Genomic DNA, 15961 nt, shown 5'->3' with positions numbered 1-15961 from the left:
CTCCCCGGCGCGAGGCCCCCGCCGGCCGGGGCTCACTCCTTCGGGGCGACCTTCCACGACGTGAAGCGCCGCTCGACCCGCATGAGCAGATGATTGAACGTCAGCCCGAGCGTCGTGATCGTCAGGATGCCGACATACATGCTCGGGATCTGGAAGTTGTATTGCGCGTAGATGATCAGGTATCCGAGCCCCGCCTTGGCCCCGATCATCTCCGCCGCGACGAGCACGAGCAGCGAGTAGGCGCCCGCCAGGCGGATGCCCACGAAGATCGTCGGGATCGCCGCCGGCAAGATGACCTTGCGGAACAGCTGGATCGGAGACAGCCCCATCGTCCGCGCCGACTTCACGAGCAGCGGATCGACCCCGCGCACGCCGCTGATCGTGTTGAGCAGGATCGGCCATGTGCACGAGTAGATGACGAGCGCGATCTTCGAGGCCTCGCCGATCCCGAGCAGCAGGAGGAACACGGGCAAGAGCGCGAGCGCCGCGGTGTTGCGCAGCACCTCGAGCAGCGGGTTGATCGCGTCCGCCACGGCCTTGTACCACCCGATCGCGAGCCCGAGCGGCACGCCCACCAGGATCGCCAGCGAGAAGCCCGTGAGGGAGCGCGACAGGCTCGCCTTGATGTGGCTCAGGAGCTGCCCGTTCTGGAGGAGCTGCCAGCCGGTCGCCAGCACCTCGGACAGCGGCGGCAAGAACGCCGCCTCCACGAGGCCGACCCGCGGCGCCGTCTCCCACAGCGCGGCGACGAGGAGCAGGATCCCGGAGCGCGCGACGGCGCGGCCGAGCCACCTCCCCACCTCGGTCACGAGCTGCGCCTGCTGCGGCTCCTCGGGCAGCGCGATCGACTGCGGGACGCTAGCCATTGACCGCCACCACGCCCGCAACGGGGCGCCCCTCCGCCGCGCGCTTCTGCTTCTTGAGCCGCTCGTGCTCCTCGGCCTTCAGCACCTCCTCGCGCAGGAGCGTCCAGATCTCGTGCCGCAGCCTGCCGAACTCCGGCGTCGACCGCGCGTCCTCGTAGCCCCGGATCTCCTCGGGGATCTCGATGATCCGCTTCACGCGGCCGGGCCGGGACGTCATGATCGCGACCCGCTGCCCCAGGTACACCGCCTCGTCGATGCTGTGCGTGATGAAGAGGATCGTCTTGCGCGACCTCTCCCAGATCCGGAGCAGCTCCTCCTGCAGCGACTCGCGCGTCTGCGCGTCCAGCGCCGCGAACGGCTCGTCCATCATCAGCACCTCCGGGTCGTACGCGAGGCTCCTGGCGATGGCCACGCGCTGCTTCATGCCGCCCGACAGCTCGTGCGGATACCGGTCCTCGAAGCCGGAGAGGCTGACGAGCTCCAGGTAGCGCTGGGCGATCTCCTTGCGCTGGCTCTCCGGGACGCCCTTGGCCTCGAGGCCGAACTCGACGTTCCCGCGCGCCGTCCGCCACGGGAAGAGCGCGTATTGCTGGAACACGATGCCCCGGTCGAGGGCCGGGCCCGTGATCGGCTTGCCGTCGAGCAGGAGCTTCCCGCTGGACGGCTTCGACAGCCCGCCGAGGAGATCGATGAGCGTCGATTTGCCGCACCCGCTCGGCCCGACGAGGACCAGGAGCTCGCCCGCCCTCACGTCGAGGCAGAGGTCCTCGATGGCCGTGAACCGCGCGGCCTCCTTCGAGCCGGCGGGCCCCTTGACGGCGAACGTCTTGCTCACGCTCTGGAACTGAATCTTGCTCATGGCTCCTCCTGCTGCCCATCCTCGATGAGGGCCCGACGCCTTCACGGACCGCCCTTCCAAAACGGGTTGAACTCGTTCATGTACACGCCGCCGCCGCCCGCCGGCGCCGAGGACGCCCTGGAGCATCCGATCGCGATGAGCGCGAGGAGCAGCGCTGCGAGCGCACGCCAGGCGCTCTCGAAGGGGGTTCTGCGGCCGCGCGGGGTGGGACGAAGACGTCCAACGTTGATCCGAAAGTCAAGCCCAACCAGCATGGAACGACCGCAACTCCCGCGACGTGGCGCGCCGTCACCCTGGGATGTGCTCCTCCAGGCGTGCCGCGGGGCGCCCTCGTCGACCGTGCCGGAGACGCTGAGCACGCGACGTACCAACCGCCCGCCGCCCTACGAGACGCAAATCCGCTATAGCAGAGAGCTGCCTGCTGCTGGCGCAGCAGGCGCTGCGCCGGGGGTGTTGCTGTGGCAGCAGTGGGGCCGCCCGGAGCGGATCGGCCGGCGCGAGGGGGAGCCCAAGGACGGAACCGATCTCGACGACCGGCGAGCGTTCAGGGTAATTTTTTCGCGTACATGACCGTCTCCACTGCGTTGCCGGAAGAAGTCGAGGACGAACGTCTTGCACGGGGGCGCGCGCGCCTTCTTCAGCGAGCGCCGCATGCGATCGTCCAGTACGGCGCGGATCTCGCGATCGAGGACTGGAACGGGGCGGCCGAGCGCCTGTTCGGCCATGCGCGGCGGGAGGCGCGTGGCCGGCGCGTCGACGAGCTGCTGCCGGCGTCCGGCGACCCGGAGGCGTGGCGGCGGCTGCTGGCGGAGGACGGCGCGGCGCCGCGGGTCTTCCGGCACGTCACCAGGGATGGCGCCACGGCGCACGTCGAGTGGCGGCATGAGCGCCTCCTCGGCGAGCGCGGGGAGGTCGTCGGCGTCGGCGTGTTCGGTCACGACGTGACGGAGCGGGTCGAGCAGATCCGCCGCTACGAGCAGAAGGAGCTGGTCCTGCGGACCGTCGCGCAGACGCTGCCGATCATCATCTGGGCGATCGATCGCGAGGGGATCTTCACGTTCCACGAGGGCAGCGGGATCGCGAACGCGGGGCTCCAGGAGGGCGAGCACGTCGGCAAGAACGTGTTCGACATCTACGCCGGCAGCGACGGCATCGACATGCTCCGGCGGGCGCTCGCGGGCGAGGGGAGCCATTCGCTCAACTCGACGCACGGGGTGTTCTGGGAGAACTGGGAGATCCCGGTCCGCGACGAGCGCGGAGAGGTGTACGCGGTCGTCGGCCTCACCCTCGATGTCAGCCAGGCGAAGAACACGGAGCAGGAGCTCCGGACCAAGCTGGAGCTCATCGAGCGGCAACAGCAGGTCATCCGCGATCTGTCGACGCCCATCATCCAGGTGTGGGACGGCATCCTGACGCTGCCGATGATCGGGGTGCTCGACAGCCAGCGGACCGCCGAGGTGATGGACACGCTCCTCGAGGCGATCTCGCGGATGGGCGCGCGGTACGCGATCCTGGATCTCACCGGCGTCGACATGGTGGACACGAAGACGGCGAGCTACCTCCTCGATCTGGTCGGCGCGATCCGGCTCCTCGGCGCCGAGGGCATCGTCACGGGCATCCGTTCGAACGTCGCCCAGACCATCGTGAGCCTCGGCCTCGATCTGAAGAACATCACGACCCTCGGGAACCTCCGCGCCGCGCTTCAGCACTGCATCCGTCAAATGAGCAAGGAACGCGCGGCCGGCGCGGCGCAGATCACGCCCGAGCGCCGATAACGGCGCTCCCAATCGCCGACTGTCCTCTGTCTCTCGTCTCTCGTCTCTCGTCTCTCGTCTCTCGTCTTCCGTGCGCGTCCTTCGTGCGCGTGCGCGTGCGCGTGCGCGATTCCCCAGATCAGCGCCCACGCGCACGAAGAACCGCTCTGGCTAGCGCGCCGTCTTCTCCTTCTTCACCCCGCCTTCGCCCAGCGCCTTGGCCAGCGTCTCCACGAAGACCCGGACCGCCGCCCGCGCGGGCGCCGCGTACACCGCGAAGATGGCGCGCGTCGACGCGCCGTACTCCGGCAGCACGCGCCGCAGCGCGCCGCTCTCGAGATGCTCCTCCACGACGTAATCAGGCAGGTTGGCCACCCCGATCCCCGCGACCGCGGCGTCGCGCAGCGTCAGCGTGTCGCTGGAGCGGAGCGTGCCGCTCACCTGGATGACGCGCTCCCCCTCGGGACCCACCAGCGTCCACCGCGGCACCGGCTCCATGTTGTGCGTGATGCAGTCGTGATCGGCCAGGTCCTCCAGGCGCCGCGGCGTCCCGTGGCGCCGCAGGTAGCGCGGGCTCGCGCAGAGCACGCGCCGATCGTCGGCGAGCCGCCGCGCGACCAGCGACGCCGGCGAGATCCCCGCAGCCTGGCGCACCGCCACGTCGACGCGCTCGGCCACCAGATCGACGATGCGATCGGTGATGTCGAGATCGATCCGGAGCTCCGGGTACTTCGCGCGGCAGGCCAGCACGGCGGGCGCGACGCGGATCGTGCCCAAGATCGTGGGCGCCGAGATGCGCAGGGTCCCGCGCGGCGTCCCGTCGAGATCCGCGACCGCGCGCTGCGCCTCCTCGACGTCCGCGAGGATCCGGCCGGCGCGCTCGGCGTAGAGGTCCCCCGCCTCCGTGAGGCTCACGCGGCGCGTCGTGCGCCGGAGCAGCTGCACCCGCAGGCGCTCCTCCAGCCGCGCGACCTGCTTGCTGACCGACGACGACGTGAGCCCGAGCGCCCTCGCCGCCGCCGAGAAGCTCTGCAGCCGCGCGACCTCCAGGAACGCCCTCATCTCGCCCAGATCACCGACCGCCGGCTCCATCCGATTCGTTCCTTCCGCGACGCAATCCTCGTCGGCAGACCAGGATTATCACGAGCATGCGCCGGATCTAGCTTTCCTGGAGCGCGAGGCGGCTGCCTCGCCGCGATGGCGAGGCGGCTGCCTCGCCGCCAAGGAGGATCCCATGCTTACGCAGGCTCGCGGACACACCGGAGTCGCGCTGCTGCTCTTCATCCTGACCTCGGTCTTGGCCGCGGATCAGCTGGCCGCGCCGCCCCCGGCGCAGGGCGGGCCGACCACGCTGCGGGCGCTGTACGGCCTCGAGCCGGTCGACCGGCTCCACCGGGCGCGCACGGCGCTCGTGCTCGTCGATCTCCAGGAAGAGTTCTTCTCGGGCGGCCTCACGCTGCCGGACGCCCGGGCGGCGCTCGAGAAGGCGACACGCCTCCTCGCCTGGGCCCGGGAGAACGGGATCACGGTCGCGCACGTGCGGAACATCGGCCCGAAGGGCGCGCGGCTCTTCGCCGAGGGCAGCCCGCGCGCCGACTTCGTCCCCGCGGCGCGGCCGCGCGCCGGAGAGCTCGTGATCACGAAGTCGATGGCCGGGGGCTTCACGAAGACCGAGCTCGACGCCGAGCTCCGCCGCCGCGGCGTCGACACCATCGTCGTGAGCGGCCTCATGACCCACCTCGCCGTCGACTCGACGGTGCGGGACGGGCTCGTGCTCGGCTACCGCGTCCTGCTCCCGAGCGACGCGTCGGCGAGCCGCGATCTACCCGCCGTCCAGGGCGCGCGAGGCGCTCGCCTCGTCGACCACCGCACCCTGCACGAGGTCTCGCTCGCGGCGCTGGCCGATCGCTTCGCCGACGTGCTGCCGACCGAGGCCGTCCTCGCGCTGCCGCTCCACGACGCCGCGAGGTGAGCGCGCCGGCCGCCCCTCGGCGCCGGCTCACGCCACGCGATCGATCGCCCCCTGAATACCCTTCTGCTTGGAACAGTGCGCGCAGCAGTAGAACGCCCCGCGGGCCTCGACGCCGTGCCCCACGATCCGACAGGCGCAGTGGGCGCACACGGGCGCGAGCTTGTGAATCGCGCACTCGAAGCAGTCGAAGGTGTAGGTCGTGCCGCCCACCATGATCTGGAAGGCCTTGTCGTAGCTGTTACCGCAGCAATCACACGTGTTCATGGGGACCTCTCGACGGTTACGGGATGACGTTGCGCGTCGATTCGAGCTCAGCCGGCCGTCGCGATCACGCCGGGCTCCTTCGGCGGCTGCCCCGGCGCCGGCGGGTCCTCGATCTCCGGAGACGGCTCTCCGGGCGCGGGAGGAGGGGGAGGGGGATCCCGCCGCGGCGGCTCGCCCGGATCCGGGTCGCGCCGCGGCGGCTCGCCCGGCGCGGGATCCTGCGCCGGCGGGCCCTGCTCGGGATCGCCGACCGGCGCGGGGCTGGGTGTTCCTCGGGACGGGGGGACGTTCACCGACATGCACGGTCCTTTCCTGGCGCGCGCTTCGTGGATCGCTGAGCTCGCATCGACGCGGCGCGGACCAGGCTGCATGAACCGCGCCACGCGCGCATCCGAGCGGAGCGCCTCGACGGGGCGACGCGCTGCGCTCACCGCGCCTCGCCGTGGGAGGGAAGGCGCGCATTCCTGTCACACTGAGGCGCCGTTGCGTGGATGAGGCGGGTTGGTGAGCGGCCGCGAGCGATCCGGGGGGCCGCCCGGCGGGCGGCCTCACGCCGGCGACCGAGGGCGCTTCACTTCGGGAGGAAATCGAGGAGCTGCCCGAGCGCCTTGGTGAGGCTCGCGGCCTCCAGCACGTCGGGCAGCACGAGCACGCCGAGCACGCTGAGGCCGATGCCCATCAGCGAGCCCCCGGCGATCACGCCCGCGCAGATCGCCTCGGTGTTCTCGGCGGCGAGCGCGTACCAGGGCCGCTTGACCGGCGCGGCGGGCGCCCCGCCCGGCTCGGTCTCGCTCAGCCGCGACTCGCGCTCGCGCGCCCGGTGCCAGCCCGCCGCGCGCCGCTCGACCAGCCAGAAGAGGAACGAGCCGAGGAACATCGACCAGATGTCGGTGAAGTTGAGGATGAACGCGAGCCCGAGGGCGACCGCGGAGAGGGGGAATCGGTTCTTCGTGAGCTGCTTCGTGACCTCGACGAGGATCCCCACGATCGCCCCGACCACCACCGCGGACTTGGCCGTCGGGTGGAGGAAGTCGAGTCCCTTCATCAGCACCTCGGCGACGGCCTTCCACGTGAGCGCGCTCGGGACCGGCAGCTGCTCCGTCCCGTAACGGCTGATGTCCCCCTGGATGAGCACGAGATACCAGATGGGGACCGAGAGCACGAGCCCCGCGACCGTCCCGAGCACGTGCCCCATCGCCTGGTGGCGCGGCTTGCCGCCGAGCATGTAGCCCGGCTTGATATCCATCAACAGGTTCGCCGTGTTGCTCGCGACCTCGGCCGTGATCCCGGCCGTCATCAGGTTCGTCGTGATGTTCTTCGGCGCGAGGACGCCATAGGTGAGCTGCGTCAGCTTGCCGAGCGCCCCGGTCGGGGTGATCGCCGTGATGCCCGTCGAGTTCACGGCGATGAGCGAGAAGACGAACACGAGCGGGACGGCGATGGCCCCGAGCCACCAGGCGATGCCGAACCAGAGCTGCCCGAGCACGACGACGACCAGGCCGACGACGGGCACGCCGATGAGCGACAGCTTCACCGGCAGCTCGATGTCCGCGAGCACGTCCCTCGCCCCGCCCTTCTTGGAGAGGCCCCGGAAGGCGTCGATGATCACCTTGGGCTTGGAGAAGAAGGCGTAAAGCGACGACGTGGTCATGCACGCGACGCCGCCCCAGAGCGCCCAGAGCGTGATCTGCCCGAACCCGTAATGGCCGTTCCGCGGCAGGATGATCCCGTGCTGGATCAAGAGGGGGGCCAGGATCCAGTAGTTGAGGATGCCGCCGAGGAGGAGCGACGCGCCGGTCCGGATCCCCATCAGGCCGCCCGTGGCGACGAAGATGATGCTCGTGTCGAAGCGGATCGTGAGCTCGTTCAGGGGGATGCCCCGGATGGCCGGGGAGAGGCCCCATCGCTTGAGCAGGTCGGCGAACCAGCCGTGATAAAAGACCTCGTCGTAATAATGGGGGATGCTCTTCAAGGCGAAGAGCGCGCGCATCACCTTGTCGTCGCGGAGGAGCTCGAGCAGGGCGCTCGCGAGGCCGCCGCCGAGGAGGAGCTTCGCCTTGAAGAGGCCCTCCTTCTCGTCGCTCTCGTGCAGCGCGTCCATGACCACGCCGGCGGCCATGCCCTCGGGGAAGGGGAGCTGCTCGTCGTTGATGAAGCGCTTCTTCATCGGGAACGCGAAGAGCACGCCGAGGATGGCGAGGATGAACATCCAGATCATCGCCCGGCCCATGGGGATGATCGTGGTCGTGACCATCGAATAGGCCGCGAGGCTCGTGAAGAGCGGCGCGTTCATGTATCCGGCCGACGTCGCGATGGACTGCATCGCGTTGTTCTCGAGCACGGTCATGTCGCTCCCGAGCCCCAGCCGGGAGAGGACCTTGAAGAGCCCGAAGGCCAGGATCACGCTCGTGATGCCGACGCCGAGAGACCAGCCGGTGCGCGCGCCGATGTACAGGTTCGTGAGCGAGAGGAAGGCGCCGAGGAGCATGCCCGTGATCCCGGAACGCCACGTGAGCTGCGGCATGTCGCCGCGGTAGACGTTCTTCAGCCACCATGTGTCCTTCTCTTCGAGGGACATGGTGTGGACCTGCTCGGGCGTGAGCTGCTTGATGGCCATCCGGCGACCTCCGCGCACCTTGTACCATGGTGAGCCACGCGCCGTGCATGCCTTCGGCGAGCGCCGGCGCGCCCGCGCGCCTGGCATCGAGTCAGGGAAACCCTGAGAGTGACGGAATTGCTGGCCTCGTGTCGCGGCCCGCGCCGCAGAGCGGCGGTCGCCCGCACAGGAGACGGGCCCAGATCGGCGTTTTCGGCGCGCAGGCGTACTCCCGTACGCCGAGCACCGAAAACGTCGAGATGGGCCCGTATCCGAAGCGGGCGCCCGCCGCTCTAGTCGTCTCGGCCGCTGCCGGCGAATCCGTCTTCCCGGCGGGCGAAGAGCACGTTGAACGTGGTGAGCGTCCCGTAACAGCCGGTGATGTACGCCTGGAGCTGCACCTTCTCTGCGTCGCTCAGCCCCTCGTGCGCGTTGATCTTCTGCTCCAGCACGCGGAGCTTGTCGCGCATCATGACGATCTTGTGGAAGAACACGTCGAGCGGGATGCGCTTCTCGGCCGTGCCCTCCTTGCCGGGCCGGAGGACGATCTCCCCACCTTCCCAGCGGCCGCCCATCTCCGCGCGGCCGACGCCGAGCTCCTCGGACAGCACCTCGCGCAGCACACGACGGAACTCGTCGATATCCATGTCGATGTCGATCTCCCTTGGCAGCGGCGGACGGAAGGGCTGCGGCGCGGCGCCGGCCCGGCGCTCCGGCGGCGGCGCTCCGGTCGGCCGGGGCCTGCCGCCCGAGCCGCGCGGCTGGCCCGCGGCCCGCGGGGGCGGGGGCGGCGGCGGCGCGCCCTTGGCGCGGTACCGGGCGCACGTCGCGGTCGCCTTGACCGGCGGCGGGTACACCTCGAGGGCGCACTCGCCGACGCGACCGCGCGCTGGATCCTCATGCACCCGCGTGTATGCCGCGCAGCTTCCGCACCGGCCTGCGTAATCGTTCACCGCGGCGCCACTCTACCAGCTTTGCCGGAACCGGGGGGCGCATTGTCGGCCCGCGGCCGCGTCGAGGCCGAAACGGGCGGCGCGACGACCCGGCCAGCGCGCGCGCCGTCCCGGCCGGCCCGCCGCGCTCCCGCCGCGGGCCCACCTCACGCGCCGCCCGCCGGCCCGTCGCGCCGCGCAGCCTCGTCGTCCGCTCGGCCGCGCCAGGCGAGCTCATCCACGCTCGCCGGCGAGCCGCTCCCGCCGCCGGGCCAGCCACGCCCGCGCCTCCGGCTCGTGCTCGACGAAGTGGACCGCGACGTCGGCCCCGGTCGCGAGCGCATAGCCGCGGATCACCAGCTCGGTCAGGACCCTGCCCGTGAAGGTCGCGCGGTAATAGACCAGCCCTCGGATGGGGGGCACCCTGCCCGACTCCCTCATGACCGTTCTCCGGGACTCGGCCGGCACCCGGCCGAGCTGGGACACGTCGCCGGTGATCAGCATGTAGCGCTGCCCGGCGAAGTGGAATGCCATGAAGTCGAAGAACCGCGCTGCCTCGTCCGGCGAGACGTCGCCCCGCATCATCAACTCCAGGGTGTCCGCAGGCTCGCCGATGCGGGCGGTATGCTCCCCTATCCTCAGCACGCGCTCGAACATGTGGACTCCCCCTGATGTGATGTTCCGGCACCCGGAAGACTGCGCCGCCGCGCCGCGGGCGGGCGCGAAGCCGGCCCAGGATACGGTTCTACGCGCGGCACCGGCGGCGCGTCAACGTGGGGGACGCCTGTCGCTGGGAGGGCGAGACCGCCGCCATCGGGCTGCTACCATGGTCGCCCGTGCGTCCCCCGGCCTCGCTCCCCGCCCTCGTCGCGCTCGTCTCCCTCGCCGCCTGCGCCGCGGATCCGCCCCCCCGCGCCGCGGCGCCCGCGGCGCCCCCGCCCGCCGCCGCGGCGGCCGGCAGCCCCGCCGCGGCGCCTCCGCCCGCCGCCGCGGCAGCGCCCGAGGCGGCGCGGCCGCCGCTCGAGTTCATCCGCGACGACGTGCCGCGGGCGCACGCGAAGGCCCGGGCCGAGGGCAAGGCGCTGTTCGTCGATGCGTGGGCGCCGTGGTGCCACACGTGCCTGAGCATGAAGCATTACGTGCTGACCGACCCGTCGCTGCGCCCGTTCGCGGATCGGGTGGTGTTCGCCGACATCGACACGGATCGACCGGAGAACGCGCCGTTCCTGGAGCGGCACGAGGTGACGGTGTGGCCGACGTTCTTCGTCCTCGAGCCGGCGGACGGCCAGGTGGTCGGGCTGTGGCGGGGCGCCGCCTCGGTGCAGGAGCTGCGCGAGCTGCTCCGCGAGGCGCTGCACGCCATGGATTCCAAGGCGGCCTCGGCGCTGCCTCCGGACGACCCGAACCGCTTGCTGGTCGAGGCGAAGCGGGCCCACAGCGCCGGCGACCACGCGGCGGCGGCGGTCGCGTATGTGCGCGCCCTGGCCCGGGGCGGCGAGGCGTGGCCGCGGCGCAGCGAGGCGCTGCTCGGCCTCGTGTCGGCGCTCCGCAGGAGGGACCCCGCGGGGTGCGCGGAGGCCGGCATGCGGCACGTCGCCGAGGTGAAGGGCGCGGCGCTGCCCGCCGATTTCGCGAGCGTCCTGCTCTCCTGCGCGGCCGCGCTCTCCGACGCCAAGGCCCAGCGCGCCGCGCGCGAGGCGGCGGTCGGCCGGCTCAGGTCGATCGTCGCGAGCCCGCCCGCGGACTCGAGCGCGGACGACCGGGCCGACGCGTGGGGCCTGCTCGCCGAGGGGCTCCAGGCGCTCGGCGACGCGGCCGGGGCCCGCGCGGCGAACGAGTCGAAGCTCGCCGTGCTGGAGCGGGCCGCGAAGGAGGCGAAGGCGCCCGAGGCGGCCGCCGCGTACGACTACGGCCGGGCCATGGCGTACCTCGCGCTGTCGCGCGGCGACGAGGCGGTCGCGATGCTGAAGGAGCGCGAGGCGCAGATGCCGGAGTCGTACGAGCCGCCCGCGCGGCTCGCGCAGGTGCTCCACGCGATGGGCCGCGAGGCGGAGGCGCTCGCCGCGGTCGAGCGCGCCATCGGCCGCGCCTACGGCCCGCGGCGGCTGCGTTACCTGAAGCTCCGCGCAGAGATCCATCAGAAGCTCGGTCAGGGCGCGGAGCAGGTGGCGACGCTGCGCGAGGAGGTGGCCGGCTACGAGGCGCTCCCCAAGGGCCTCGCGAGCCAGGCGGCGCTGGACGACGCGCGGCGGCGCCTCGCCGAGGCCGAGAAGGCGCAGCGCGGGGCGAAGAAGCGCTGACGGAGGGGCGCGGGCAGGTCGCCGCGATCGGCGTTCATCCCCGAGATCTGCGGGGCTCCGCGGCGCCCGCGCCCGGTCACGGGCAGTCGCCGCCGATGCTCAGCCCGGTCGCGAAGAGGTGGTGGGCCTCGGGCTCTCCCCGCGTCGTCGCGGTGACGTCCACGCTGATGTTGCACAGCACGTAGTCGCTCGGACCGGCCTCCCACGAGACGGTCCCGGCGGCGCCGGTCACGCTCACTTTGCGGCCTCTCGAGCGCCCCGCCGGGCCCTCGCAGTCGGCCGCCCGGTCGGTGATCAGCACATAGGCGGCGCTCCAGCCCTCCGGAGCCTCGATGTCGAGGCCCGTCTCGACGAGGGGCGGCGTGATCGCGCTGAGCTGCACGCACACGTCGCGCTCCCGATCGGCCTTGCGCACGAGCAGGTTGTCGGGCCCCGGGTAGTACTGCACGATGTACTCGGCGGCGGGCGGCGCCTCGCCCTGGCCGTCGCCGCCGCCCGTGTCGCCGTGCTCGGCGGCGGGCGGCGTCTCGCCCTGGCCGTCACCGCCGCCCGTATCGCCGCTCCCGGGCGCGGGCACGACGACGTTTCCGCAGGCGGCGAGGGCGAGACCGAAGGAAAGCGCGAGCGTAAGGGAAGCAGAGCGGTGCATGAAGCGGAGGCTCTCATACGCGGTCGCCGGCGAGGAGCGTCCAGCAGCATTCTGCGCGTGAGCCGGTGTGCGCACCCCTCATGTCGGGCGCCCGTCTACAGGCACCCGTCGTTCACGGCCACGCCCGTGGCGCGGAGGAGCGCGGTCGCGGGCTCCTTCGGGAAGGTGGCGGTGATGTCCACGTCGAGGGTGCACGGCATGGCGGTTCCCCCGGAGAGATCCATCGACAGGCTCCCGATGGCGCCCATCGCGCGCACGGCCTCTCCAGCGGGCTTCGACTCCCCCGGCGCGCAGCCGGCCGCCCCGCTGGTCCTCTCGATGCGCGTCACGACCCAGGTCTCCGGGAGCGTGGCGACGTCGAAGCCCTCCGGCGCGCTCTCGGCCGGCGCATCGGCGTAGAGCGTCACGCACTGGTCCGTCTCCGGTTCGGCCTTGTAGACGACGAGGTGATCGAGCCCGCCGGCCCAGTAGGTCGCGGCGTAGTCGCCGCCCACGGGCTTCAGGCAGGAGGTGGACTCCGAGACGTCCACCCCGGCCTGCTGCGCGGAGCACGCATTGCAATAGAACTGACCGTCGCAGCCGCAGACGCCCGGGCAATGCGCGGGACATACCTCGGGGCGGGCGGAGCAACGGCCCACGGTGTCGAAGGTCCCGCACGAGTCGTCGGGGAAGTCGCAGAACTCCTCCGCGCTGCAGATCCCGCCGCTGCGCGCCCCGCAGGCGACGGGCGCGCCGCCGCCGCCGCCGCCGCCCGAGGTCGCGCTCGTGGTGGCGCCGTCGCCGCCCGCGCCGCCGCCGGTGCCGTCATCGCCGCCGCCCGCGCCGCCGCTGCCGGGCGGGGTGTCGACGGTGCCGCCGCAGGCGGCGAGGAGAAGGCCGGAGAGCACGGAGCACAGGAGTCGATGGTTCATGACCGGAGTATGCCACGGTCAGTCGCTCGCTCGCCCCGACGCCCCGAACGCGTGCCGCAGGTGCGGCCCGATGCGCCGGGCGATCACGAGGTCGACGAGGGGCGGGGCGAGCGCCTGCAGCAGCAGCAGGAGCCGCGTGGAAGCGCCCATCACGGCCTTCGTCTTCCTCGCGAGCAGGGCGGCCAGCACGAAGTCGGCGACCTTCTCCGGCGGCGTGAGCGTGCTCCCCGCGCGGCGCCAGAGGTCTGCGAAGGGGCGCTCGGCCGCCGTGTCCGCCGGCGCCGGGCCGACATAGCAGAGGAGCTCGGCCCGCCCCTCGGCGGCGAGCTCGCGGTTCACCGCGCTGCAGAAGCCCGCCAGCCCGGCCCGCGCCGCCACGTCGACCGAGTAGTACGGCAGCGCGAGGGTTCCGTCTCCGAAGCCGCCGAAGAGGGCGATCACGCCCCCCGGGCGCAAGCAGGGCAGGAAGGCGCGCGCCACATGGATCGGCCCCGCGAGATCGACCGCCAGCTCCAGCTCGACCTCCTGGTCGGTGTGGGCGTCCAGGCTCTTGCGCACGTCGACGCCGGTCGCACACACCACGTGGTCGACGGGCCCCACGCGCGCTGCCACGTCGCGCAGCTGCGGCGCCGCGAGCTCGGCCGTGTGGTGCGCCGCGCCGAGCGCCCCTGCGAGCCGAGCGAGGCGCGCGCCGTCGCGCGCGACGAGGACGACCTCCGCGCCCTCCCGGATCAAGGCGCGCACGACGGCCTCGCCCAGCCCGCCCGTGGCCCCGACCACCACGACCCGCCTGCCGCGGAAGCTCTGGCCGGTATCGACCTTCGGAGGCCGGAAGCGCGCGAGCGCCTCGGCGCCCAGGACCAGCCCCGCCCCCCAGAACATGATCTCTCCGGCCCCGATGAGCACGGCGGCGAGGACGGCGCGCGCTCCGACCGAGAGCGGGAGGAAGGGCACGACGAGGAACGCCGAGAACCAGACCGGAAACGAGCCGATCACCGAGCCCCAGGCGAGCGCGCGCACGACGGCCTTGCGGCGAGGAGACGGCGTCACGGGCCACGCCCCTCGCTCAGCTGCTGCAGGCGCCGGATGACCTCGGTACGCCGCTCGGGTGGCGGCGGGTCCAGCCCGAGCAGCTCCGCCATCCAGAGGCCGTCGACGGCGAGCCGGACGACCAGCGCGTCGACCGGATGGATGCCGTCGCGATCGAGCCGCTCTGCCCACGCACGGTAGCGCTCGCGCATCGGCTCGAGCAGGTGGGGCGCGAGCGCGACGGCCGCGAGGAGCGCCGCGCTGGTCCGGTCGGGCACCTCGCCCTCGACGGTGGCGTGCAGATAGGCGCGCGTGAAGGAGCCCGGCTTGCCGTCCTCGCGCTGCGCGAGCCGGCGGTCGAAGTCGGCGACGAGCGCCCCCACGAGGCCCTCCACGAGCGCCTCCTTCGAGGCGAAGTGATAGAGCAGCCCGCCCTTGCTCACCCCGGCCTCGGCCGCGACGGCATCGAGGGTCAGCGCATCGCTGCCGTCGCGGCGAACGACGACGGCGGCGGCGGCGAGGATGCGGTCGCGCTGGCTGGGTCGCGGCACGCCGTTTCTATACCGTCCAGACGGTTCAGTTTCAAGGGGCGACCCCGAGCGCGTTCCATCGAGCGCGCGCCGAGCGCGGAGGCTACGGACGGTCGAAGAAGTCGAAGACGTCGGGCAGCACGAGCGGGACCATTCCTGCGTGGTCCGCGTCGACTTCCTTGTACGTGATCGCGTAGCCGCCAGCCGTCATCCAGTCGCGCAGCTCCCGGCTGCCGGTCAGGGAAGGCGTGCCGACGGTCCCTTCCGTCACGAAGATGGGCATGTCGCGCAGCCGGTCCCAAGGATAGCCCGACTCCTGGACGAAGGGGCCGGACATGGGCGCCAGAGCCTTCCAGTAGTCGGCGTATTTGGCGCCGATGTACCAGGTGCCGCCGCTCCCCATCGAGTGTCCGGTGAGGAACACCGCGCTGCGATCGATCGGATACTCGTTCAGCACCAGCTCCAGGACGTTGATGACGTCTTTCTCGCTGAGCTCCTGATCGCGCACGCGCTCGGGCGTCACCATGGCCAGGAGCTTCTCCGCCTCCTCGGGCTGCCCGAACACGGCCGGCAGCCGCAGGAAGTTCCCGTACGCGCCGTTGTAGCCGAGCGGCGAGACCAGCAGCACGCCATGCTGGTCGGCCAGCGTCACCATCTGCTTGTCGTTCTGATCCAGGTACGAGCTCTCGTCGTTCCCAGCGCCGTGCAAGAACATCACGAGGGGCAGCTCCGACGTGCCGTCCCAGCGATCCGGGACGCAGACGCGGTAAGGAACGTCGGCGCCGGCGGCCGGAAAGCGATACGTCCTGCGCTGGTCGCCTTTGGCGCGCCACTGCGGCGAGCCGGGATCGGCGACGGACGTGGCGAGCGCTCGCGCCTCGAGCACCACGGTGCGCGGATCGAGCTCGGTCCCGAACGCGATGGTCACCGGCTCGAATTCGTCGTGGCCGCCCGTCCCCGTCTCGCCCCCCGCGCCGGCCTCGCCGCCGGCCGCCGTCGTTCCGCCGCTGGGCGCCCCACCGCCCGAGGCGCCGCCTCCTTCACCTCCCGCGCTCGCCGAAGCGCCTCCCGTGGACGCGCCGGTCGTGGCGCTGCCGCCGCTGCCTGAGACCGCGGCCCCGCCCGTCCCGGCTTGAGGCGTATTGCCCGACGCGCCCGTGCCGTGATCCCCGTCACCGCTGCAACCCGAGAGGGCGTAAGAGCCGAGCAGTGCCGCGACAAATGTGATTCGAGCGAAGGTGGGTTGGTAGGTCATTGGAATTCCCAGGCGCGATTTCGCCCTCACCGGCAGCGTTTCAC

General features: G+C 72.0%; 16 protein-coding genes. 3 read left to right on the top strand and 13 right to left on the bottom strand.

Features of this window, described 5'->3' with window-relative positions:
• Positions 1-32 precede the first annotated feature (32 nt).
• Both WME83_RS28475 and WME83_RS28470 read right to left on the bottom strand, forming a co-directional pair.
• Complete coding sequence (locus WME83_RS28475; protein ID WP_061625845.1) at positions 33-866, bottom strand: ABC transporter permease; 834 nt, start codon at positions 864-866, stop codon at positions 33-35.
• On the bottom strand, positions 859-1725 hold the full coding sequence (locus WME83_RS28470) for an ABC transporter ATP-binding protein (RefSeq protein WP_437312845.1): 867 nt from the start codon (positions 1723-1725) through the stop codon (positions 859-861). Before WME83_RS28470 ends, WME83_RS28475 begins: the two co-directional genes overlap by 8 nt.
• Positions 1726-2291: 566 nt before the next feature.
• On the opposite strand from WME83_RS28470, the gene WME83_RS28465 reads away from it, so the two are divergent.
• On the top strand, positions 2292-3500 hold the full coding sequence (locus WME83_RS28465) for a PAS domain-containing protein (RefSeq protein WP_437312844.1): 1209 nt from the start codon (positions 2292-2294) through the stop codon (positions 3498-3500).
• Between the two features lie 150 nt (positions 3501-3650).
• On the opposite strand, the gene WME83_RS28460 is transcribed toward WME83_RS28465, so the two are convergent.
• A complete protein-coding gene (locus WME83_RS28460; protein WP_437312843.1) occupies positions 3651-4571 on the bottom strand; it encodes a LysR substrate-binding domain-containing protein in 921 nt (306 codons plus the stop codon).
• Positions 4572-4713: 142 nt separating this feature from the next.
• On the opposite strand from WME83_RS28460, the gene WME83_RS28455 reads away from it, so the two are divergent.
• The gene (locus tag WME83_RS28455) at positions 4714-5451 is read left to right on the top strand and encodes a cysteine hydrolase family protein (RefSeq protein WP_437312842.1); all 738 of its coding nucleotides are present in this window, start codon (positions 4714-4716) and stop codon (positions 5449-5451) included.
• Positions 5452-5478: 27 nt separating this feature from the next.
• On the opposite strand, the gene WME83_RS28450 is transcribed toward WME83_RS28455, so the two are convergent.
• The 5 genes from WME83_RS28450 to WME83_RS28430 form a co-directional block, all read right to left on the bottom strand.
• The gene (locus WME83_RS28450) at positions 5479-5715 is read right to left on the bottom strand and encodes a hypothetical protein (RefSeq protein WP_437312841.1); all 237 of its coding nucleotides are present in this window, start codon (positions 5713-5715) and stop codon (positions 5479-5481) included.
• A 47-nt stretch (positions 5716-5762) separates the two neighbouring features.
• Positions 5763-6014: a hypothetical protein gene (locus WME83_RS28445; protein ID WP_437312840.1), complete on the bottom strand. Its 252-nt coding sequence runs from the start codon at positions 6012-6014 to the stop codon at positions 5763-5765.
• A gap of 272 nt (positions 6015-6286) precedes the next feature.
• A complete protein-coding gene (locus WME83_RS28440; RefSeq protein ID WP_437312839.1) occupies positions 6287-8332 on the bottom strand; it encodes an OPT family oligopeptide transporter in 2046 nt (681 codons plus the stop codon).
• 272 nt (positions 8333-8604) lie between these two features.
• Positions 8605-9264 carry a hypothetical protein gene (locus WME83_RS28435; RefSeq protein WP_437312838.1) on the bottom strand — a complete coding sequence of 220 codons (660 nt, stop codon included), beginning with the start codon at positions 9262-9264 and terminating at the stop codon, positions 8605-8607.
• A gap of 213 nt (positions 9265-9477) precedes the next feature.
• Positions 9478-9900: a hypothetical protein gene (locus WME83_RS28430; protein ID WP_437312837.1), complete on the bottom strand. Its 423-nt coding sequence runs from the start codon at positions 9898-9900 to the stop codon at positions 9478-9480.
• A gap of 179 nt (positions 9901-10079) precedes the next feature.
• On the opposite strand from WME83_RS28430, the gene WME83_RS28425 reads away from it, so the two are divergent.
• A complete protein-coding gene (locus WME83_RS28425) occupies positions 10080-11543 on the top strand; it encodes a thioredoxin family protein (RefSeq protein ID WP_437312836.1) in 1464 nt (487 codons plus the stop codon).
• 76 nt (positions 11544-11619) lie between these two features.
• On the opposite strand, the gene WME83_RS28420 is transcribed toward WME83_RS28425, so the two are convergent.
• The 5 genes from WME83_RS28420 to WME83_RS28400 form a co-directional block, all read right to left on the bottom strand.
• Positions 11620-12192, bottom strand: a complete 573-nt coding sequence (locus tag WME83_RS28420; protein ID WP_437312835.1) for a hypothetical protein — start codon at positions 12190-12192, stop codon at positions 11620-11622.
• A 95-nt stretch (positions 12193-12287) separates the two neighbouring features.
• Positions 12288-13103 carry a hypothetical protein gene (locus tag WME83_RS28415; protein ID WP_437312834.1) on the bottom strand — a complete coding sequence of 272 codons (816 nt, stop codon included), beginning with the start codon at positions 13101-13103 and terminating at the stop codon, positions 12288-12290.
• An 18-nt stretch (positions 13104-13121) separates the two neighbouring features.
• A complete protein-coding gene (locus WME83_RS28410) occupies positions 13122-14153 on the bottom strand; it encodes an SDR family NAD(P)-dependent oxidoreductase (protein WP_437312833.1) in 1032 nt (343 codons plus the stop codon).
• Entirely contained in the window at positions 14150-14683 is a 534-nt protein-coding gene (locus tag WME83_RS28405; RefSeq protein WP_437312832.1) for a TetR/AcrR family transcriptional regulator, read from the bottom strand. The genes WME83_RS28410 and WME83_RS28405 overlap by 4 nt, the downstream gene beginning before the upstream one ends.
• An 82-nt stretch (positions 14684-14765) precedes the next feature.
• A complete protein-coding gene (locus tag WME83_RS28400) occupies positions 14766-15917 on the bottom strand; it encodes a hypothetical protein (RefSeq protein WP_437312831.1) in 1152 nt (383 codons plus the stop codon).
• Positions 15918-15961: the final 44 nt, after the last annotated feature.

This window comes from Sorangium sp. So ce385 (genome assembly GCF_051474135.1).
Taxonomy (GTDB): Bacteria; Myxococcota_A; Polyangia; order Polyangiales; family Polyangiaceae; genus Sorangium; species Sorangium cellulosum_D.
Note: the sequence above shows the minus strand (reverse complement) of the source record. Positions and strands in the feature narration are given on the sequence as shown.